17 protein-coding genes and 1 pseudogene are annotated in these 19,662 nt (G+C 38.8%); 12 read left to right on the forward strand and 6 right to left on the reverse strand.

All coding sequences use genetic code 11. The annotated features are described in order from the left end of the window. The first annotated feature begins 6 nt into the window (after positions 1–6). From I6852_RS04740 to sabA, 6 genes and pseudogenes are all read left to right on the forward strand, one after another. Positions 7–258, forward strand: a complete 252-nt coding sequence (locus I6852_RS04740; protein WP_331458662.1) for a hypothetical protein — start codon at positions 7–9, stop codon at positions 256–258. An 8-nt stretch (positions 259–266) separates the two neighbouring features. Further along, the gene (locus I6852_RS04745) at positions 267–1,334 is read left to right on the forward strand and encodes an HP0729 family protein (RefSeq protein ID WP_197291251.1); all 1,068 of its coding nucleotides are present in this window, start codon (positions 267–269) and stop codon (positions 1,332–1,334) included. Between the two features lie 49 nt (positions 1,335–1,383). Continuing rightward, entirely contained in the window at positions 1,384–2,394 is a 1,011-nt protein-coding gene (gene tilS / locus I6852_RS04750; protein WP_197291351.1) for a tRNA lysidine(34) synthetase TilS, read from the forward strand. A gap of 92 nt (positions 2,395–2,486) precedes the next feature. Then, positions 2,487–3,473 (forward strand): tRNA dihydrouridine synthase, encoded by a 987-nt coding sequence (locus I6852_RS04755; protein ID WP_197291250.1) that lies wholly within the window; start codon positions 2,487–2,489, stop codon positions 3,471–3,473. Beyond that, positions 3,443–4,360, forward strand: coding sequence for an outer membrane beta-barrel protein (locus I6852_RS04760; RefSeq protein WP_197291249.1), 918 nt, complete (start codon positions 3,443–3,445; stop codon positions 4,358–4,360). Before I6852_RS04755 ends, I6852_RS04760 begins: the two co-directional genes overlap by 31 nt. Before the next feature lie 221 nt (positions 4,361–4,581). After that, a pseudogene (gene sabA / locus I6852_RS04765) lies at positions 4,582–6,523 on the forward strand (Hop family adhesin SabA/HopD). A 139-nt stretch (positions 6,524–6,662) separates the two neighbouring features. Here sabA and I6852_RS04770 read toward each other — a convergent pair. Further along, on the reverse strand, positions 6,663–7,715 hold the full coding sequence (locus tag I6852_RS04770; RefSeq protein WP_197291247.1) for a type II asparaginase: 1,053 nt from the start codon (positions 7,713–7,715) through the stop codon (positions 6,663–6,665). Between the two features lie 75 nt (positions 7,716–7,790). Here I6852_RS04770 and I6852_RS04775 point away from each other — a divergent pair, with 75 nt between their 5' ends. Then, the gene (locus I6852_RS04775) at positions 7,791–9,122 is read left to right on the forward strand and encodes an anaerobic C4-dicarboxylate transporter (RefSeq protein WP_197291246.1); all 1,332 of its coding nucleotides are present in this window, start codon (positions 7,791–7,793) and stop codon (positions 9,120–9,122) included. 75 nt (positions 9,123–9,197) lie between these two features. Here I6852_RS04775 and hopQ read toward each other — a convergent pair whose 3' ends face one another. The 3 genes from hopQ to I6852_RS04790 all read right to left on the reverse strand — a co-directional run bounded on the left by hopQ (position 9,198) and on the right by I6852_RS04790 (position 12,355). Next, the gene (hopQ, locus tag I6852_RS04780; protein ID WP_197291245.1) at positions 9,198–11,123 is read right to left on the reverse strand and encodes a Hop family adhesin HopQ; all 1,926 of its coding nucleotides are present in this window, start codon (positions 11,121–11,123) and stop codon (positions 9,198–9,200) included. 319 nt (positions 11,124–11,442) lie between these two features. Further along, positions 11,443–11,904 carry a sialic acid-binding protein gene (locus I6852_RS04785; RefSeq protein WP_197291244.1) on the reverse strand — a complete coding sequence of 154 codons (462 nt, stop codon included), beginning with the start codon at positions 11,902–11,904 and terminating at the stop codon, positions 11,443–11,445. A 28-nt stretch (positions 11,905–11,932) separates the two neighbouring features. Further along, on the reverse strand, positions 11,933–12,355 hold the full coding sequence (locus I6852_RS04790; protein WP_197291350.1) for a DUF1104 domain-containing protein: 423 nt from the start codon (positions 12,353–12,355) through the stop codon (positions 11,933–11,935). Positions 12,356–12,611: 256 nt separating this feature from the next. On the opposite strand from I6852_RS04790, the gene I6852_RS04795 reads away from it, so the two are divergent. The 5 genes from I6852_RS04795 (at position 12,612) to I6852_RS04815 (ending at position 17,444) form a co-directional block, all read left to right on the forward strand. After that, positions 12,612–13,244 (forward strand): LysE family transporter, encoded by a 633-nt coding sequence (locus I6852_RS04795; protein ID WP_197291243.1) that lies wholly within the window; start codon positions 12,612–12,614, stop codon positions 13,242–13,244. A gap of 68 nt (positions 13,245–13,312) precedes the next feature. Next, entirely contained in the window at positions 13,313–15,064 is a 1,752-nt protein-coding gene (locus I6852_RS04800) for a DNA polymerase III subunit gamma/tau (RefSeq protein WP_197291242.1), read from the forward strand. After that, positions 15,061–15,462, forward strand: coding sequence for a tRNA (adenosine(37)-N6)-threonylcarbamoyltransferase complex ATPase subunit type 1 TsaE (gene tsaE / locus I6852_RS04805; protein WP_001202505.1), 402 nt, complete (start codon positions 15,061–15,063; stop codon positions 15,460–15,462). The genes I6852_RS04800 and tsaE overlap by 4 nt, the downstream gene beginning before the upstream one ends. 12 nt (positions 15,463–15,474) lie before the next feature. Further along, the gene (gene lptB / locus I6852_RS04810; protein ID WP_000353241.1) at positions 15,475–16,197 is read left to right on the forward strand and encodes an LPS export ABC transporter ATP-binding protein; all 723 of its coding nucleotides are present in this window, start codon (positions 15,475–15,477) and stop codon (positions 16,195–16,197) included. Positions 16,198–16,199: 2 nt separating this feature from the next. Continuing rightward, positions 16,200–17,444, forward strand: coding sequence for an RNA polymerase factor sigma-54 (locus I6852_RS04815; RefSeq protein WP_197291241.1), 1,245 nt, complete (start codon positions 16,200–16,202; stop codon positions 17,442–17,444). A gap of 11 nt (positions 17,445–17,455) precedes the next feature. Here I6852_RS04815 and I6852_RS04820 read toward each other — a convergent pair whose 3' ends face one another. After that, positions 17,456–18,160 carry a Fic family protein gene (locus I6852_RS04820; protein WP_197291240.1) on the reverse strand — a complete coding sequence of 235 codons (705 nt, stop codon included), beginning with the start codon at positions 18,158–18,160 and terminating at the stop codon, positions 17,456–17,458. Further along, positions 18,160–19,380, reverse strand: coding sequence for an HD domain-containing protein (locus tag I6852_RS04825; RefSeq protein WP_197291239.1), 1,221 nt, complete (start codon positions 19,378–19,380; stop codon positions 18,160–18,162). The genes I6852_RS04820 and I6852_RS04825 overlap by 1 nt, the downstream gene beginning before the upstream one ends. Positions 19,381–19,662 lie beyond the last annotated feature (282 nt).

The following is a 19,662-nucleotide window of genomic DNA, read 5'->3' on the forward strand; positions in this document are numbered from 1 at the left end:
GGCTTTATATTCAAACGCATTTCAAGCCCCATGCAAAGCGCTCGCATTACCAAGATGGTTTTGGGTATCAAAGACGCTTTCAATGACGATAAAGATCCATTGAATAACGCTTGTGAAGCTTTGGATTTGGTAGTGAAATTTAAGAAAGAGCACCCGCAAGATTTTGACGAATTGTTTGAAATTTTAAAAGATCTCATCCAAGAATACGAACAAAATCCTGACGAGATCAAACAAAACCTCAAAGAAATCCTAAAATAAGACAAGGCATGAACCACCTTTTAATCCTTTATAACCCTTATTATCAAAAAGATGTCATCCAACAACATTTAAGCGTTTTACAGGAAAAATCCCAAGTGGGCTTTGGTAAAATCCGATCAAAGCTCAACGATCAAGAAAAGCACGACTCTTTAGAAGAAATTTACAAAGCCACCAATGAAAAAAATTTTTTGCAGCTTTTTTTGACCGATTACGCTAATTTATTTGCCGCTAAGGTGATAAAGGTTTCTAAAGAGATTGATGAGAGTTTGATCCCTAGCTATTATGAAGAAAAAAATTTGGAAGTGGAAGACTTTTTTGTTATCAGCGATTTAAGGGAATTAGTCAGGGAAGACTTCAGCCTTTTAAGGGATCAATTTTTAGTCAATTTCATCGCGCCAAACAACCACACTTACGCTATTTATGGGAATAATTATGTCTATCCTTTGCCGGTAAAGTTAAAAGAAGAGCGTTCTTATTTTTTAGGCGATGAAAAGCATTATCTGAGCGTGTATAAAAGCAAAGAATATTTAACCATGCAAGAAAATTTCATGCGTTTTGTTTTTGGCAAAAGGCTTTTTTACCTCTTACACCCTGATAGCATCAATAACATCATTCATGCCGAATTAGAGCTTTTACAAAGCGAAAACGATCTTTTGAATGATTTTACCAGCATCATCGTCAAATACTCCAAAACCTTAGAATACGAAATTTATACTTTTGCCAAACAAGTTCTTTTAAAGGCTTGCAAAAACGATCCCAGCCTTTATGATTTAGCTTATAAAGTCCAAGGAAAATCTTTGATACTTGAAGATTTCTTCACTCAAAAGCCTAATCTTGGGAGCGTTAAATTTTTACTCAGACACGAAAAAATCCAATGCCATTTAGAAGAAAACTTAAAAAGATTCATCAATTATCCTTTTTCAAGAAGCCTAAGTCTCATTCAAGAGATCCGCAATGAAGCCGTCCATAAAAAAGCTCCGAGTTTGCATGAAGTGGAAAAACTCAGGAATGAAATTTTAGGCATAGAAGGCACAAGCTTGTTGAAGAGCATTCTGACTCGCAAGGAAATGGCATGAAAAATTGCATGAAAAAAGACGCTCTATCAAGCCCAGTGCCGATCGTGTAATGCGAGATTTTAAAACCTATTTAGAGCCTTTAAGAGAGGGGAAAAATTTATTGGGTTTTTCGGGTGGGTTGGATTCTACTTGCTTGTTTTTTCTTTTAGTTGGAGAAAATATCGCTTTTGACATCGCTTTAGTGGATTATAACACGCAAAAACAACGCCTTGAAATCATCCAGCACGCTCAAAAACTCGCCCAAACACACCATAAAAAATGCCATATCCATTACGCTCCAAAGATTGAGCGCAATTTTGAAATGCAAGCGAGAAAGATCCGTTATGATTTTTTTGAAACCCTAATGAGAGAGCATTCTTACAAGCATTTGATTTTAGCGCACCATTTGAATGACAGACTGGAATGGTTTTTGATGCAATTGAGCAAAGGCGCCGGATTAAACACGCTTTTAAGCTTTCAAGCTTATGAAAAAAGAGGATTTTATGCGATTGTTCGCCCCCTGCTTTACACCCCTAAAGACACCCTTAAAACGCTCGCTAAAGATCAAAAATTTTTTGAAGACGATTCTAATTCTTCTTTAAAATTCAAACGCAATTTTTTCAGGAAAAATTACGCTAACGCCTTGATGCAAGATTATTCTAAGGGCATTATCCAAAGTTTTAAATTTTTGGATCAAGAAAAAGAGCGGCTTTATCCTTTGACGCCTATTTCACAAATGCATGGGATCACTTTTTTTAAGCGTTCGCAAAACGCGCTGTTTATGGTGGATAAAATCTTAAAGCAAAAGGGGTATGTGTTGAGTTTTTCTCAAAAAGAAGAAATCAAGCGCCATTTTTTTAGCTTAGAAATCGCTCAAAAATTCATCATTGAAAGCGATAAAGAGCATGTGTTTATCGCCCTTAAACCCCCAAAAACTTTAAGCATGCCAAAGGATTTTAAAGACAGAGCCAGGAGGTTGGATATCCCTAAACGCTTACGGCCTGTTTTATACGCAGAGTTTTTAAAACAACCAACGCATGATTTTTTAACCCGTTTCAAACAGAGTTTAATCAATCTATAAAAAAGCTTCATTTTAATCAAGCGCTAATTTTTAAAGCGCTTTTTAACCTTGATTGTGTCAAAATACAGCAAAAAACTTTGGTATGAGAGCGAATGGACTTTAAAAATAAAAAATGGCTTTTTCTAGCCCCTCTAGCAGGCTATACGGATTTGCCTTTTAGGAGCGTGGTGAAAAAATTTGGCGTGGATGTTACCACAAGCGAAATGGTGAGCTCGCATTCGTTGGTGTATGCGTTTGATAAAACTTCTAAAATGTTAGAAAAATCCCCTTTAGAAGATCATTTCATGGCGCAAATTTCAGGCTCTAAAGAGGGCGTAGTCAAAGAAGCGGTGGAGAAAATCAATGCTTTAGAGCATGTGAGCGGGATTGATTTTAATTGCGGTTGTCCCGCTCCTAAAGTGGCTAATCATGGTAACGGGAGCGGGCTATTAAAGGATTTAAACCACTTGGTGAAGCTTTTAAAAGTGATTAGAGAAAACACCAATAAAAAAATCACAAGCGTGAAAGTGCGTTTAGGTTTTGAAAAAAAAATCCCTAAAGAAATCGCTCATGCCTTAAATGATGCGCCGGTGGATTATGTGGTGGTGCATGGGAGGACACGAAGCGATAGGTATCAAAAAGACAAAATAGATTATGAAAGCATCGCTTTAATGAAAAAGATTTTAAAAAAGCCTGTGATAGCTAATGGCGAAATTGACAGCGTGAAAAAAGCCTTTGAAGTTTTGCAAATCACGCAAGCGGATGGGCTAATGATAGGGCGAGCGGCCTTAAGAGCCCCATGGATATTTTGGCAAATCAGAAACAACACCACAAAATTGCCCGCAGTCGTGAAAAAAGATCTGGTTTTAGAACATTTTGATAAAATGGTGGAGTTTTATGGGGATAGGGGGGTGATCATGTTTAGGAAAAACTTGCATGCTTACGCTAAGGGCGAAATGCAAGCGAGCGCGTTTCGTAACTGCGTCAATACCCTTACAGAAATAAAGAGCATGCGAGAGAGCATAGAGGAATTTTTTAATCAAGAAATGTTGCAAAGTGAAGTGCCATTATGGGTAGAATTGAATCAAAAAAGCGTTTGAAAGCGCTTGTTTTTTTAGCCAGTTTGGGGGTTTTGTGGGGCAATAGTGCTGAAAAAACGCCTTTTTTTAAAACGAAAAACCACATTTATTTGGGTTTTAGGCTAGGCACAGGGGCTAATACGCGCACAAGCATGTGGCAACAAGCCTATAAAGACAACCCCACTTGCCCTAGCAGCGTGTGTTATGGCGAGAAATTAGAAGCCCATTATAAGGGGGGTAAAAACTTATCTTATACCGGGCAAATAGGCGATGAAATAGCTTTTGATAAATACCATATTTTAGGCTTAAGGGTGTGGGGGGATATAGAATACGCTAAAGCGCAATTAGGTCAAAAAGTGGGGGGTAACACCCTTTTATCCCAAGCGAATTACAACCCAAGCGCGATTAAAACCTACGATTCTGCTTCAAACGCTCAAGGCTCTTTGAATTTGCAAAAAACCCCAAACCCTCAAGATTTTCTCTTCAATAACGGGCATTTCATGGCGTTTGGTTTGAACGTGAATGTGTTTGTCAATCTCCCTATAGACACCCTTTTAAAACTCGCTTTAAAAACAGAAAAAATGCTGTTTTTTAAAATAGGCGTGTTTGGTGGGGGTGGGGTGGAATACGCCATATTGTGGAGTCCTAAATATCAAAACCAAAACACGAAGCAAGACGATAAATTTTTTGCCGCAGGTGGGGGGTTTTTTGTGAATTTTGGGGGTTCTTTGTATATAGGCAAGCGCAACCGCTTTAATGTGGGGTTAAAAATCCCTTATTATAGCTTGAGCGCGCAAAGTTGGAAAAACTTCGGCGCTAGCAATGTGTGGCAGCAACAAACGATCCGACAAAACTTCAGCGTTTTTAGGAATAAAGAAGTTTTTGTCAGCTACGCGTTCTTGTTTTAAGATTGGTTTCGTTCCCATTAAACACTGATAATAAAATTCAAAAAATCATTTTATCGTTACAAAAATCAACGCTTCAAAGATAAATAGGTTAAAATACTCCAAAATCTTTTTTTTTTTTTTTTTTGAAATCCAATCAATTTATAGTAAAATTAGGTTCATTGTAAATATATTATCACTTCATGATATTCTTACAATAAAAACATTACTTTAAGGAACATTTTATGAAAAAGACAATTCTACTCTCTCTCTCTCGCTTCATCGCTCTTAAACGCTGAAGACAACGGCTTTTTTGTGGGCGTGGGCTATCAAATCGGCGAAGCGGTGCAAATGGTCAAAAACACCGGTGAATTGAAAAACTTAAACGAAAAATACGAGCAATTAAACCAGTATTTAAATCAAGTGGCTTCGTTGAAGCAAAGCATTCAAAACGCTAACAACATTGAGCTGGTCAATAGCTCTTTAAACTATTTAAAAAGCTTTACCGAAAACAACTATAACAGCACCACCCAATCGCCCATATTCAACGCCGTGCAAGCCGTTATCACTTCGGTATTGGGTTTTTGGAGTCTTTATGCGGGGAACTACTTCACTTTTTTTGTGGGTAATGGAGATAAACCCGCTAATGTTCAGGGTAACCCTCCTTTTGGAACAATTGTCAAAAACTGCTCAGGAATTGAAAACTGCGCCATGAATCAAACCACTTATGATGAGATGAAAAAGCTCGCTGAAAGCCTCCAAGCAGCTCAAACAAACGCTGCCACTAAAGCGAACAATCTTTGCGCTTTATCCGGATGCGCCACAACAGAAGGCCAAAACCCAAGCTCAACCGTAAGCAACGCTCTTGAAACCGCGCAAAAGCTTATGGATTTAATCGCAAACACTAGAACTGCTATGATGTGGAGCAATATCGTCATCAGTGGTGTTTCAAACACATCCAGTGCTATCAAATCCACTGGTTACCCAACGCAATATGCGGTGTTTAACAACATCAAGGCGATGATACCTATCTTGCAACAAGCGGTTACGCTTTCTCAAAGCAACAACACCCTATCCACTCAGTTGCAAGCTCAAGCTACAGGATCTCAAACAAACCCCAAATTCGCTAAAGACATCTACAATCTCGCTCAAAACCAAAAGCAAGTCATCTCTTACGCTCAAGACATTTTCAACCTCTTTAGTTCTATCCCTGCAGAGCAGTATAAGTATCTAGAGAAAGCTTATTTGAAAATAGCCAATTTGGGTTCAACGCCTACTAACCCTTACAGACAGGAGGTGAATTTAAACCAAGAAATTCAAACAATCCAAAACAATGTGAGTTATTATGGTAATCGGGTGGATGCGGCTTTAAGCGTGGCTAAAGATGTTTATAACCTAAAATCCAATGAAGCAGAGATCGTAACCGCCTATAGCAACGCTAATAATTTGAGCGAAGAGATTTCTAAACTCCCGCACAATCAAGTCAATACAAAAGACATTGTTACGCTACCTTACGATAAAAACGCCCCAGCAGCTGGCCAATACAACTACCAAATCAACCCAGAGCAGCAATCCAATCTTAACCAAGCTTTAGCGGCGATGAGCAATAATCCCTTTAAAAAAGTGGGCATGATCAGTTCTCAAAACAATAACGGCGCTTTGAACGGGCTTGGCGTGCAAATGGGCTATAAGCAATTCTTTGGCGAAAGCAAAAGATGGGGATTAAGGTATTACGGATTCTTTGATTACAACCACGGCTATATCAAATCCAGCTTTTTTAATTCTTCTTCTGATGTATGGACTTATGGCGGTGGGAGCGATTTGTTAGTGAATATTATCAACGATAGTATCACAAGAAAGAACAACAAGCTCTCCGTGGGTCTTTTTGGAGGTATCCAACTAGCGGGGACTACATGGCTTAATTCTCAATATGTGAATTTAACAGCGTTCAATAACCCTTACAGTGCGAAAGTCAATGCTACCAATTTCCAATTCTTGTTCAATTTGGGTTTGAGGACGAATCTCGCTATAAAAAAGAAAAAAGACAGCGAACATTCTGCGCAACATGGCATAGAATTAGGCATTAAAATCCCTACCATTACCACGAATTATTATTCTTTTCTAGGCACTCAATTGCAATACAGAAGGCTTTATAGCGTGTACCTCAATTATGTGTTTGCTTATTAAAAAATCTCCTTTTTAAAATAGGGGGAGCTTCATCAAATCTATTTTGATAGTTATCAATATTTGATGAAAATAAAGTCAAAAACAAAATAAACCAAATCACCCAATTATCTTTGATAATTGGGTGATCTAAGAGAATCGTTTAATACTCTTCAAACATTTCTTGGATTTTTTCTTTATTGTTTGTTTTGGTTAAAGCGAGTTGTAAAAGCACCCTGGCTTTTTGGGGGTTTAAATTGTCGCTTGTGATGAAACCATAAGCCTTGTCATCAATCTCGCCTGAAGTAATCTCACCGCTACCTACCCTGCTAGAACGAACAATAACCACCCCCATTTGGCTCGCTTCTTGCATCGCTTTTAACAATCCAGCGCTCACATTCCCATTACCCACCCCGGCTATCACAACGCCTTTTGCATGCGAGTTTAGGCTTGCTTGGAATAAATCAGGGGTCATGCCGGCATGCGTGTAAATAATATCCACTTTAGGCAGGGGGGTTTTTAGCTCTAAAAGAGAAAATTCGCTCTCTATCGTGTGTTTTCTTAAAGGTTGCATGTAATAACGCACTTTACCATAATACACGCTCCCTATCGCGCCGCTATTTAAGGCTTTAAAGGCGGAAGTGTGGGTGGTGTGCGTTTTAATCGCTTCTCTAGCGCTAAAAATACTATCATCCATCACCACCAACACGCCCTTATTCGCGCTTTTTTCATTAGTCGCTACGCTCAGCGCGTTATACAAATTCAAAGCCCCATCCGCGCTCAAAGAAGAAGCGTTACGCATCGCTCCCACTAACACCACCGGTTTTGTGGAGCGTAAAACTAAGTTTAAAAAATACGCGCTCTCTTCTAAAGTGTCCGTGCCATGCGTGATCACCACGCCTTGAATGCGGCTATTATCTAGCAATTCTTGGGCGCGTTTGGCGAGCTTGAACCATACCTCTTCAGTCATGTCTTGTGAGCCGATGTTAGAAATCTGCTCCCCTTGAATGCGAGCGATCTTGTTAAGACTAGGGATAGCTTTAAGAAGCTCTTTGATGCCCAACTCACCACTCTTATAACGGCCCAAACTCGCGCTTGCGCCACTCCCTGCAATCGTCCCTCCTGTCGCTAATAAAGCAATGGTAGGTAAATTTTGAGCCATGACTTGCCCCTTCAAGCAAAGTAAAAGAATCAAAAATTTCAAAAACATTCTCATTATAGACTACCTTTTGAAATTTAAAAGATTTTATAGTATAGTAAAACATCGTTAAAATAAATTTAAAAAGGGTTAATGGTGGATGCCTTTTTTCAAATTATCGTGTTACTTTTTTCGCTTTTTTTAGGGGCAAGGCTAGGGGGCTTGGGAGTGGGCTATGCGGGGGGTTTGGGCGTGCTTGTTTTATGCTTATTTTTGGGGCTAAACCCGGGCAAAATCCCTTTTGATGTGATTTTAATCATCATGGCAGTCATTAGCGCTATTAGTGCCATGCAAAAAGCGGGGGGCTTGGATTATTTAGTCCAAATCGCTGAAAAAATTTTAAGGAAACACCCCAAGCAAATCAACTACCTCGCGCCAAGCGTGGCGTATTTTTTAACGATACTAGCCGGCACTGGGCATACGGTTTTTTCCTTGATCCCGGTGATTGTGGAAGTGAGTCAGAGCCAAAATATTAAACCCAAAGCGCCTTTAAGCTTAGCGGTAGTCTCTAGCCAAGTCGCTATTACTGCAAGCCCGGTGAGCGCGGCGGTGGTGTTTATGAGCGGCATTTTAGAGCCTTTAGGAGCAAATTATCTTACCCTTTTAACGGTTTGGATCCCTACGACTTTTTTAGCATGCATGCTCACGGCGTTTATTATGGGTTTTACTAATTTAAAGTTAGACAGCGACCCGAATTATTTAGAGCGTTTGGAAGCAAGAAATTTTTCGCCCCCTACAATCAAAGAAGAAAAAGAAACCTCAAAAAGCGCGAAATTATCGCTATGGATTTTTATCGGTGGGGTTGTAGCGATCGTTTTTTATGCGAGCGCGATTTCCAAAAATATCGCTTTAATTAGCCCGGTGGTTTTAGGCAGAGATTACGCGATCGTGTCTTTCATGCTGAGCGTGGCGACTCTCATTGCGCTTTTTTGTAAAATCAACGCTAATGAAATCGCCCATTCAAGCGTGTTTAAATCCGGCATGCAAGCGTGCGTGTGCGTGTTAGGCGTGGCGTGGTTAGGCGATACTTTTGTGAGCAATCATATAGATGAGATCAAGCGATACGCTTCGTTTTTGATTGCAGATTATCCGTTTTTATTAGCCGTAGCGCTCTTTTTGGCTTCCATGCTTTTGTATTCGCAAGCTGCCACCTCTAAAGCGCTCATCCCAAGCGTGATCACAGCCTTAGGCATTAGCGCTAATCATACCGAGCATTTGTATATTATCGTGGCTTCCTTTGCGAGCGTTTCGGCGTTGTTTGTGTTACCCACTTACCCCACTTTACTAGGGGCGATCGCTATGGATTATACCGGCACCACCAAAATGGGCCGTTATGTGTTTGATCATGCGTTTTTGATCCCTGGGGTTTTAGTCGTGTTTTTGAGCGTGGCGTTAGGGTTTGTTGTCGCTCCGTTAGTTTTGTAGATTTCATCATCAACGATAAAAAGCTTGATGTTGTGCTTTTTTCTAAACCCCCTTAAAGAAGAGAGCTTGAATCACTCAGTAAGCGAACACATAATTGAGATACACGCTATAAAGCCTTCGGTATTCTAATTTAGTTCCCAAGTAAGAATAATAATTCGTGTTAATGGTAGGGATTTTCACGCCCAATTCCATGCCATGTTGAGCCGCATGATGACTATCTTTTTTCTTAGGTCTAGCGAGATTGGTTCTCAAGCCTAAATTGAATAAGAATTGGAAATTAGCCGTATTCACTTTAGCGCTATAGACATTGCTGATGGTTTTTAAATTCACGAATTGAGAATTAAGCCATGAAGTCCCTGCTAAGGCGATTCCTCCAAAAAGCCCAAAAGAAATCTTATTGTTCTTGCCTAAGAAATTGGTGTTTTTATCATTGATGAAATTAAACAATAAATCGCTACCCACCCCATAAGTCCACACATCAGAAGCCGAATTAAAAAAGCTGGATTTGATATAGGCGTGGTTGTAATCAAAGAAACCATAATACCTTAACCCCCATCTTTTCTTTTCTCCAAAAAATTGCTTATAGCCCGCTTGCACGCCAAAGCCATTCAAGGCGCCGTTATTCGTGGTTGAAGAAGCGATCATGCCCATATTCCTAAAAGGGTTGTTGCCAAGTTCTTGAATAAGGGTGTTGGCTAGGTTTTGCGCTTGATTGATTTGAGGCGTTTGGTTGTTAAAATCAGCGGCGCTTGTTTTTAATGAATTCAGAGTTTCTTCCACGCCAGCACACCCGTTCCCCCAATTGTTCTTTTGATTTTGCATTGTCATATTCGCACTGCTTATAGCGCTCGCATCGCATTTCCCTATGTAGTCTTTAAGATGGCCTGAAGAAAGTTTGTTAAAATCGCTCTCCACTTGATTGGCTAGTTTTAAAATTTCTGCTTGAGATTGCGCGTTTTTGAGCATTTTTTGAGCTAAAGCTGTAAGACTGCTAGGGGTATTAAGGTTGAGATTATGGGGTTGGGTGATATTTTTGGGTTGGTTGGCGCTGAGTTGTTGGGTTTCTTGAACGATTTTTTGCGCGTTTTTGATCATGTCTGAAGCGGCACTAAACTCCGCACCAAAAGTCGCACATGAATTTTTGCCGCCACCGGCTGTTTGCCATGAAGGGGTGTTTGTAGCAGCTCCGCCACTACTTTCATTACTAGATTTCGCTATCAACATGGGGCAATAATCTTTAAGGGTATTGACAATCGTTTGCGCTTGAGTCAAAAGATTTTGCGCATCGTTAGTTGTATCAATAACAGAAGTTGTCGTTTTAGTTTGATTATCTTGTTGATACTTTGATGTGGTTACATGCGCTTCTAATTTTTCCCCTTTACTATTTAAAGGAGCAAGCCCGGCTTGTTTTAAAGCTTTTGAAAGAATCTGATAGGATTCATGGATTTTTTCATATTGCTCAATAGATAGAGAAACATTTTTGTCTGCTTTTAATGTATTTGTGCCACTAGAACTATGAGTGCCATTACTATTTGTGCTCCCACCGCAATTGATTGTAGTGCCATCGCCATTCTCATCGGTGTAGTGGAAATTTTTTTGATTGTTTTCGCCTGGACTTTTGGTATAACCTCCGCATATGACCGCATAACCCATACTATTCCATAGCCCTAACACCGATCTCAACGCTAAAAGCGTAGCTTGATAGGCAGGGGAATTGGTTGTCCCACCGGCTAAAGTTTTTGCGCGTTCGTTCAAATTATTAACCGCTTGATTGATCGCTTGCGCGCTCGTCTTTGAGTTTGTGCCATTGTCGTTGGTTAAAAGCCGGCTTAATTGTTCATAAGCGTCTGAAAGCTTTTGCACCTTGTCGGCGTTTTTCACCTTTTGAACCGCTTCACCGATTTGATAGCCCACGCTTAAAAAAACGCCGTTGTCTTCAGCATGGAGCAATGATGACGCAAGAGTTAGAGAAAGTAGAATCGTTTTTTTCGTTTTTTTCATAAAATGTTCCTTAAAGTAATGTTTTATTGCAAAAAATGTATCAAAATGAGAATTTATTTACAATGCGTTTGATTTTACCACAAATTTATTGGATTTCAAAAAAAAAAAAAAGATTTTGGGGTGTTTTTTAACTATTTATCTTTAGAGTGTTAATTTTTGTAATAATGAAACCATCTTTTGAATTTTATAAGCAATATTTAATGAGAACAGAATTTTGATAACGCTTAACAGAACGCATTTATCCCAAACGCTCAAAGCGTTTAGGATTTCTGCTTAAAGGATTTGAAGCTTTGATAGAGAAAGTGGTGTGGTTTAAGCTTTATTTTTCATTTTCGCCATGATCATCATGATCGTGACCTTTTTTTCCTTGTTCTTTGTCATGCCCTTTGCCATGTTTATCATGGCCACCGTGTTTGTGGTGTTTATGCTTTTTCCCATGCTTGCATGATCTCAACCCAAAATCATCATCCATGTCTTCCATGTTGCCTTTTTTAAGCGCTTCTTTAATGGCTTTTTGGCGGGCTTCAAAATCCGCCACGGTCATGTTGTCTGTGTTTTTAACTGCATATTCATGCAATTGTTTATGAAACGCCTTTCTCTTGTCTTCAGGCATTTTTTTCATGCGCATTTTTAACTCTTTTGTGTAATCCACAATATCCTGCGGAGCGACAACACCAGCCATTTTAGCCAAATCTTCATCGCTTGTTTTGCTGAAATCTTTGGCGTTCAAAGCCACAAATAACAACGCACCAACAGAAAGTATTTTCAACGCTTTTTTCATTTTTTATCCTTTTAAATTAAATTTTATCTCACTTAGGAGAGCAATGCTCGTCTTTTTTCTTAACAGCCCTACACCAAACTTTTCTCGTATCGCCGCTGCAAACGCTCACATTAAGTCCTTTTGCCTTGATTTCTTCAGTGCTCAAACCTTTGGTTTTTTCTTCTAATTCTTTACGCACTTCTTCACGCATTTTTTTGAAATCCTCTTCGCTCATTTTGGAAAGATTCTTCCTAGCGATCCGGCTGAAATTCGCGCGGAATTTCTTAGCGTCCTCAGCGTTTAAAGCTTTAAGGCGTTTAGACACTTCCATGCGATAATCAATCGCCTCATTAGAAGGCAGAGTGCCTGCTAATTTTAAAAGTTCTTCGTTTTTGAGTTGCGAAAAATCCCTAGCGTCTAAAACCTGTAATCCAAGCAAAGCTAACAGGCAAAAAGACAAACTCTTTCTCATTCCCAATTCCTTGTTGTCTAAATTTTTGCCGCACAACGACAGCAAATTTTGGCATTCTACCATGTTAATTTAAACTTATTCTCAAACACTGATAAGAGTAGTAAAAATGGGGTTTTTAAATTTTGTGCAATCATCATTTAATTTTTATTTATAAAGGTCGTTTTAAACCCTAAAATTTTAAAATACCCTTTTGAATGATTGGTTTGCATGGCGTTGGTAGTTTTTGGCTTATTTTGAGTGAAAGGACTTAAGCAAGATGTTTGTGGTTTTTATAGAAGGTTTTGGTTTAGCGATTTCTTTGTGTGCGGCGGTGGGGGCGCAATCCTTGTTTATTATAGAGCGAGGCATGGCTAGGAATTATGTGTTTTTGATTTGCGCTCTGTGTTTTATGTGCGATATAGTGTTAATGAGCATGGGCGTGTTTGGCGTGGGGGCTTATTTCGCTAAAAACCTTTATTTGAGTTTGTTTTTGAATTTATTTGGGGCGGTTTTTACTGGATTTTACGCTTTTTTAGCTTTAAAAACCCTTTTTCAAACCTTTAAAAAGAAGCAAGTCCAAACCCCTAAAAAATTATCCTTAAAAAAGACCTTATTATTCACTTTAGGCGTTACCTTACTCAACCCTCAAGTGTATTTGGAGATGGTGTTTTTAATTGGCGCGAGCACTTTGTCTTTTAACTTAGCTCAAAAATTTGTCTTTCTAGCCGGCACTTTATCGGCGGCTCTTTCTTGGCTTTTATTGTTATGCGCTTTATCGTTGCGTTATGGCCCTAAACTTTTAAACAACCAAAAAATCTTTATGGGCGTGAATCTCTTTGTAACCGCTATCATGGGAACGCTCAGCGTTACTTTATTTAGGGATTTTTTAGCGTTATTGAGTAAAACCTAAAAAGGGGCTAGTTTTAAGTCATTTTGCATTACAATACTCCTAAATGAGTTTTAAGGATTACAATCAATATGCAAGTTTTAGCGTTAAAATACCGCCCCAAACATTTTAGCGAGCTAGTCGGTCAAGAGAGCGTGGCTAAAACGCTTTCTTTAGCCCTAGACAACCAGCGTTTGGCTAACGCTTATTTATTCAGCGGGTTAAGAGGTTCAGGCAAAACCAGCTCTTCTAGGATTTTTGCTAGGGCTTTGATGTGTGAAGAAGGGCCAAAAGCCGTGCCTTGTGATACTTGCATCCAATGCCAGAGCGCTTTAAACAACCACCACATAGATATTATAGAAATGGACGGGGCGTCTAATAGGGGGATTGATGATGTCCGTAACCTCATAGAGCAAACGCGCTACAAACCAAGCTTTGGGCGCTATAAAATCTTTATCATTGATGAAGTGCATATGTTCACCACTGAAGCGTTTAACGCGCTTTTAAAGACTTTAGAAGAGCCTCCTAGCCATGTGAAATTCCTTTTAGCGACAACGGACGCTTTGAAATTGCCCGCTACCATACTCAGTCGCACCCAGCATTTCAGGTTTAAAAAAATCCCTGAAAATTCCGTTATTTCTCATTTAAAAACCATTTTAGAAAAAGAACAAGTGAGCTATGAAAGCAGCGCGTTAGAAAAACTAGCTCACAGCGGGCAGGGGAGCTTAAGAGATACGATCACTCTTTTAGAGCAAGCCATCAATTATTGCGATAACGCTATCACAGAAAGCAAGGTGGCTGAAATGTTAGGGGCGATTGATCGGAGCGTTTTAGAAGATTTTTTCCAAAGCCTAATCAACCAAGATGAAGCGCGATTGCAAGAGCGTTATGCCATTTTAGAAAATTATGAAACCGAGGGCGTTTTAGAAGAAATGATGCTTTTTTTGAAAGCGAAATTGTTAAGCCCTGATACTTATTCCATCCTTTTGATAGAGCGCTTTTTTAAAATCATTATGAGCAGTTTGAGCCTTTTAAAAGAAGGGGCAAATGCTAGTTTTGTGCTGTTGTTATTGAAAATGAAATTCAAAGAAGCCTTGAAACTCAAAGCCCTAGATGATGCGATTGTAGAATTAGAGCAAACCAAAGAAAGCACTTTTCAACCAATAAATCAAAACGCTAACGCCCCTAAACAAGAATTTAAAGGCACAGAAAAAATAGAACAAGCAGAAAGAATAGAGGGAACAGAAAAAAGAGAAAAGCTAGAAACAAGAGAGAACACAGAAACCCCACAAACTCCCATGCTTTCAGCCAAAGATCGCATTTTTCACAACCTTTTCAAACAAGTTCAAATATTGGTTTATGAGCGCAACTATGAGTTAGGGGCGGTGTTTGAAAAAAATATCCGTTTCATTGATTTTGACAGCCAGACTAAAACCTTGACTTGGGAGTCTTTAGCCGCTGATAAGGATAAAGAGCTTTTAAGAGAGCGATTTAAAATCGTAAAAAGTATCGTTGATGGGGTTTTTGGCAAGGGCGAAAATATCAAAATCGCTTTAAAACATCATTTGGAAAATAAAAGCGCTCTAGAAACTCAAGAGGTTAAAGAGTTTAAATTCCCCCCTTTAAAGCCCAAACCAACCACTGAAACGACGGCTGAAACGAAAGAAAATGAAAAAGAAGCGGTTGGAAAAGCGCTTCAAACGAAAGAAAACGACACTAAAGAGGTTCAAGAAACCCAACCCAAAGAAGCCCCAACAGCGTTGCAAGAATTCATGGCTAACCACTCTGAGCTGATTGAAGAAATTAAGAGCGAGTTTGAAATCAAAAGCGTGGAATTGTTATGAGAGCGAATTTAGACGAGTTGGACAAAGTGGCGGCTGCAATTTTAAAAGATGATTTTAAGGGGGTGGTGCTTTTAAAAGGCGTTGTGGGGAGCGGTAAAACGACTTTAGTTCAAGCGTGCTTGAAACACTTGGGTTTAGACATTCAAGCGACTTCGCCAACCTTTAGCTTGATGCATGCTTATAGCGAGAGCGTGTTCCATTATGATTTTTACATGCGCGATTTAAAGGCTTGCTTGGAGCTTGGCATGTTGGAGTGCTTGTTAGAAAAGGGGATTCATTTTGTGGAATGGGGCGATGAAAAATTAGAAAAAATTTTAAAAAAATACGATTTAGCTATTAAGGTTGTGGAAATCAAAACCGAATCAACCAGCCGTTTTTATACGATAAAGATCGCTTAAAGGGTCGCTTGAATGGATATTTTAAAAGCAGAGCATTTAAACAAACAGATTAAAAAAACCAAAATCGTTTCAGATGTTTCTTTAGAAGTGAAAAGCGGCGAAGTGGTGGGGCTTTTAGGGCCTAATGGGGCGGGTAAAACCACCACCTTTTACATGATATGCGGGCTTTTAGAGCCTAGTGGGGGGAGCGTTTATTTAAACGATGTGAATTTAGCTAAATACCCCTTACACAAGCGTTCTAATTTAGGTATAGGCTACTTGCCCCAAGAATCCAGCATTTTTAAAGAATTGAGCGTGGAAGAGAATCTGGCCCTAGCAGGGGAGAGCACTTTTAAAAACTCTAAAGAGAGCGAAGAAAAAATGGAAAGCTTGCTTGATGCTTTTAATATCCAAGCCATAAGAGAGCGCAAGGGCATGAGCTTGAGTGGGGGAGAAAGAAGGCGTGTAGAAATCGCTAGGGCTTTAATGAAAAACCCTAAATTCGTGCTATTAGATGAGCCTTTTGCGGGCGTGGATCCGATTGCGGTGATTGATATTCAAAAAATTATTGAAAGCTTGATTGGATTAAATATCGGCGTGTTGATTACTGATCACAATGTGCGAGAGACTTTGAGCGTGTGTCACAGGGCGTATGTGATTAAAAGCGGCACGCTTTTAGCGAGCGGGAACGCTAATGAAATTTATGAAAACGCTTTGGTGCGCAAGTATTATTTAGGGGAAAATTTTAAGGTATAGACATGGCAATCTTACGCGCAAACCTTAGCCCCAAAAACAAATTAAACGCTACCTTAAAAGGGTGGCTCCCCATTTTACAAAGCGAGCTTGAAGATTTAGAAGAAGTGTTGAAACAAAACGCTTTAGATAACCCCTTAATCAAAATTGAAAACAAACGCATCAAAAATTTTAGCGATCGTTTTAGTGCTAAAAAGAGCAGCGATCATTTAGAAAATTTTGCAATCGCATCTAAAAGCCTTTTTGAAACCCTAGAATCTCAAATCATTCCCCCCCTTTTTCCCACTGAAACCTCTCAAAAAATCGCTATGGATATTATCAGCGGGCTGGATAGTGAAGGGTATTTTGAAGAAAACATTGAAGAAAGGGCCAGAATTTTAGGGGTAGAGAGCGAAGTTTATGAAAAAGTGCGCCAGCGTTTTAGTTACCTTAATCCCGCTGGCATTGGCGCTAGAGATGTGAAAGAGAGCTTTTTATTCCAGTTAGAGGGTAGGGAATTAGATGATAATGAGCTTTATGAAGAAGCGCGAAAAATCATTTTAAATTTAGAAAAACACCACGAATTTTCTAAAGATTTTTATTATGAAAAGGCTTTAAAGATTTTAAAATCCTTTAAAAACCCCCCAGCCATTGAGTTTTTAGAAAAAGAAATAGAAGTCATTCCTGAGCTTTTTATTTTGGAAGTGGATAATGAAATCATCGTGCGTTTGAATGATGAGAGCTACCCGACAATCAGTTTAGAAGAAAATCGCTTTAAGGATAGCGGCTATTTAAAAGAAAAATTAAAAGAGGCTAAAGATTTGATTGATGCGCTAAATTTGAGAAAAGCCACGATTTATAAAATCGGCCTCATGCTTTTAGAGTATCAATACGATTTTTTTAAGGGTAAAAAATTGCGTCCTTTAAAATTATTGGATTTAGCCAATGAGTTTAACCACTCTGTAAGCACGATTTCAAGGGCCATTTCTAATAAATATTTGGCATGCGAAAGGGGGGTTTTCCCTATTAAACATTTCTTTAGCACCGCCTTAGACAACAGCGAGACTTCAAACGCTGTGATTAAAGACTATCTTTTAGAATTGATTAAAAATGAAGACAAAAAAGAGCCTTTGAGCGACGCTAAGATTTTAGAACTCATTGAAGAAAAATTCCATTTGAAAATGGTAAGAAGAACAATCACCAAATACCGCCAATTGCTCAACATCGCTTCTTCAAGCGAGAGGAAAAGGCTCTATTTGATGCGCGCTTGAAAACCATGATTTTAGGGCTTATTCTTATTTAATACCATTTGCCCTTGTATGCGTGTGAGTTCAAACTCTTGGGATACTTTGGCGAGTTGGTATAAGCTTTCTGTATTGCGCGTGTCTAAAGCCTTAATGTAAGCCTCTTTTTGTTCTTTGGTGATCACAAATGGTATTAAGTTTTGCTCTAAAACGCTATAAAAGATTAGCATTCTGCCCACCCTACCATTACCATCGCTAAAAGGGTATATCCTTTCAAATAAAATGTGTTGTTCTAAAATAACTTTTAGTTTTTCTTCTTTATCTTGTAAGGTCTTCATCTTATAATTGAGGTTATCGCACCATTCTTTCATAGCCATAGGCACTTGAAAATGGGGGGTCGTTTCAAAACTAGCTCCTAAAATGGTATTATCAGTCGTTTTGAAAGCCCCCTTATTAGGGAGTAAAAAATTCATTAAAATCCCATGCAACTCTCTTATAAAAAAACTATCAACGCTTTGTCCTTTATTCAGATTTTCTAATAGAAAGAAGAGCATGTTTTGATAGTTTTTCACTTCAAAGAAAGCTCTTTGGGGCATTTCTCTAGGAATGTATTCAGTGGTTAAAATACTTATAGTTTCAGCAAGGCTCAAAGGATTGTTTTCAATAGCAGTGCTATGACGAGCTGTGCGAGTGGTTAAATCCATAGCGTAATCGTTAAATTCTAATAATTCTTTATAGTTCATTATTTGAAATCCCTAAACAATTTCCCTAAATCCAAATCAAGCAGTTCTGTTTGGGATCGCAATTCTAAAAGGTTTTGAGCCCCTTTAATCAAATCGTTACTGGAAATGCCATGAGAAAGAGAGATTTGGGCTTCTAAAAACGCACTCAAATGATCGCACACCTTTAAAAGCTCCCCGCAAACCCCAAAATATTCATCGCTGTTATAAAGCATAAACAATTCTTCAGCGTCTTTAGTGAAAATGATTTTGTTAGACTTGTCTTTGCAGCGGTTTTTAAACTCGTTTTCGGTGAAGTATTTTAAATCTTCTTGAACACCTAAAGAAACAAAGGAATAGACTTTGTTTTGCATTTCCTTTTTTTCAATTTCTTTAATGCAGTTATCAAGCCCTGCAACGCTTTGTTTGATGGGCGTGATAATGTCTCGGGTCAAAATCTCGGGTAAATCATGGAAAAGCCCGCCCAAAAAATGATTGATCCGCATGCTTTTACAAGCTTTTAAATCAAAGCTCAACAAATACCCCATAATCGCCACGCATAAGGTATGCCCTAAGACACTGGTTTGCGGCACTCTTGGGGTCTGGCTCCAACGCTTTTGGAAACGCAACTGCCCAAACATGCTCACCAATTTTTTTAGATCTTCTTTTTCCCCAAAAAGCCCTTCAAACAAATGCTCATTATTGTGGAGTTGCTTGTCAATTTTATCTTTAATTTCTTTCACGCCATACATGTTGGGGTTAAAATGATAAATAATATCAAACTCCCACTTAGACGCATAAAAATGCGCGCTCTCTAAAATTTGAGTTTCTAAAATTTGAGGTCTGTGGCTTAAATACTCTTTGAGTTCCTCTAAAGAAAAATACGTGCTGATTTCATCTTGCAAACTTTGAGCGACATAGGAGGCTAATTCTTGGCTGTGCGTTTGTTGGAGGGCGTAAAAAATAGGGGGTTTAATATCGGTTAAAACCAAGCGCTCCAAAAATTCAAAGCAAAAGAACTTGATTAAAAGATCTAAATCTAAATCTTTACCCCTGTCTTTTGAGTCTTTAGCGAGCAAATACGCAATCATCGCTTTATGGGCTTGCTTGTCTAATTCCACAAATTCCAAAGGGCATGCTTGATCATTCCAGCGCCTAATAGACGCGCCCGCAAACACACGCCTTAAAAATTGAATTTTGAGTTTGGGGGCTTTTAGGGGTTTAATAGGATGAGCCGCATACATAACTTTCCTTTTTATACTATTTTGAATATTAAAGCTATGATCTTATTAAAAAATATTGATTTGATCGCACAAGATTGAAAAATCTTAACGCACCACTATCAATACTAACTTAAATCTTATTATACGAAAAAGAGACAAAAATAAGGCTTTTATTTAAAAAAATATTATTTCTGTCATGGATTTCGCACTTAATGGATTTTATACTTAAAACACCCACCCATAATTAAAAAACACCTTAAAATGGCTAGCCCCTTCATTAAAAACAAAAGAGTTCGTGTAATC

This window comes from Helicobacter pylori (assembly GCF_015904775.1).
GTDB lineage: Bacteria > Campylobacterota > Campylobacteria > Campylobacterales > Helicobacteraceae > Helicobacter > Helicobacter pylori_DM.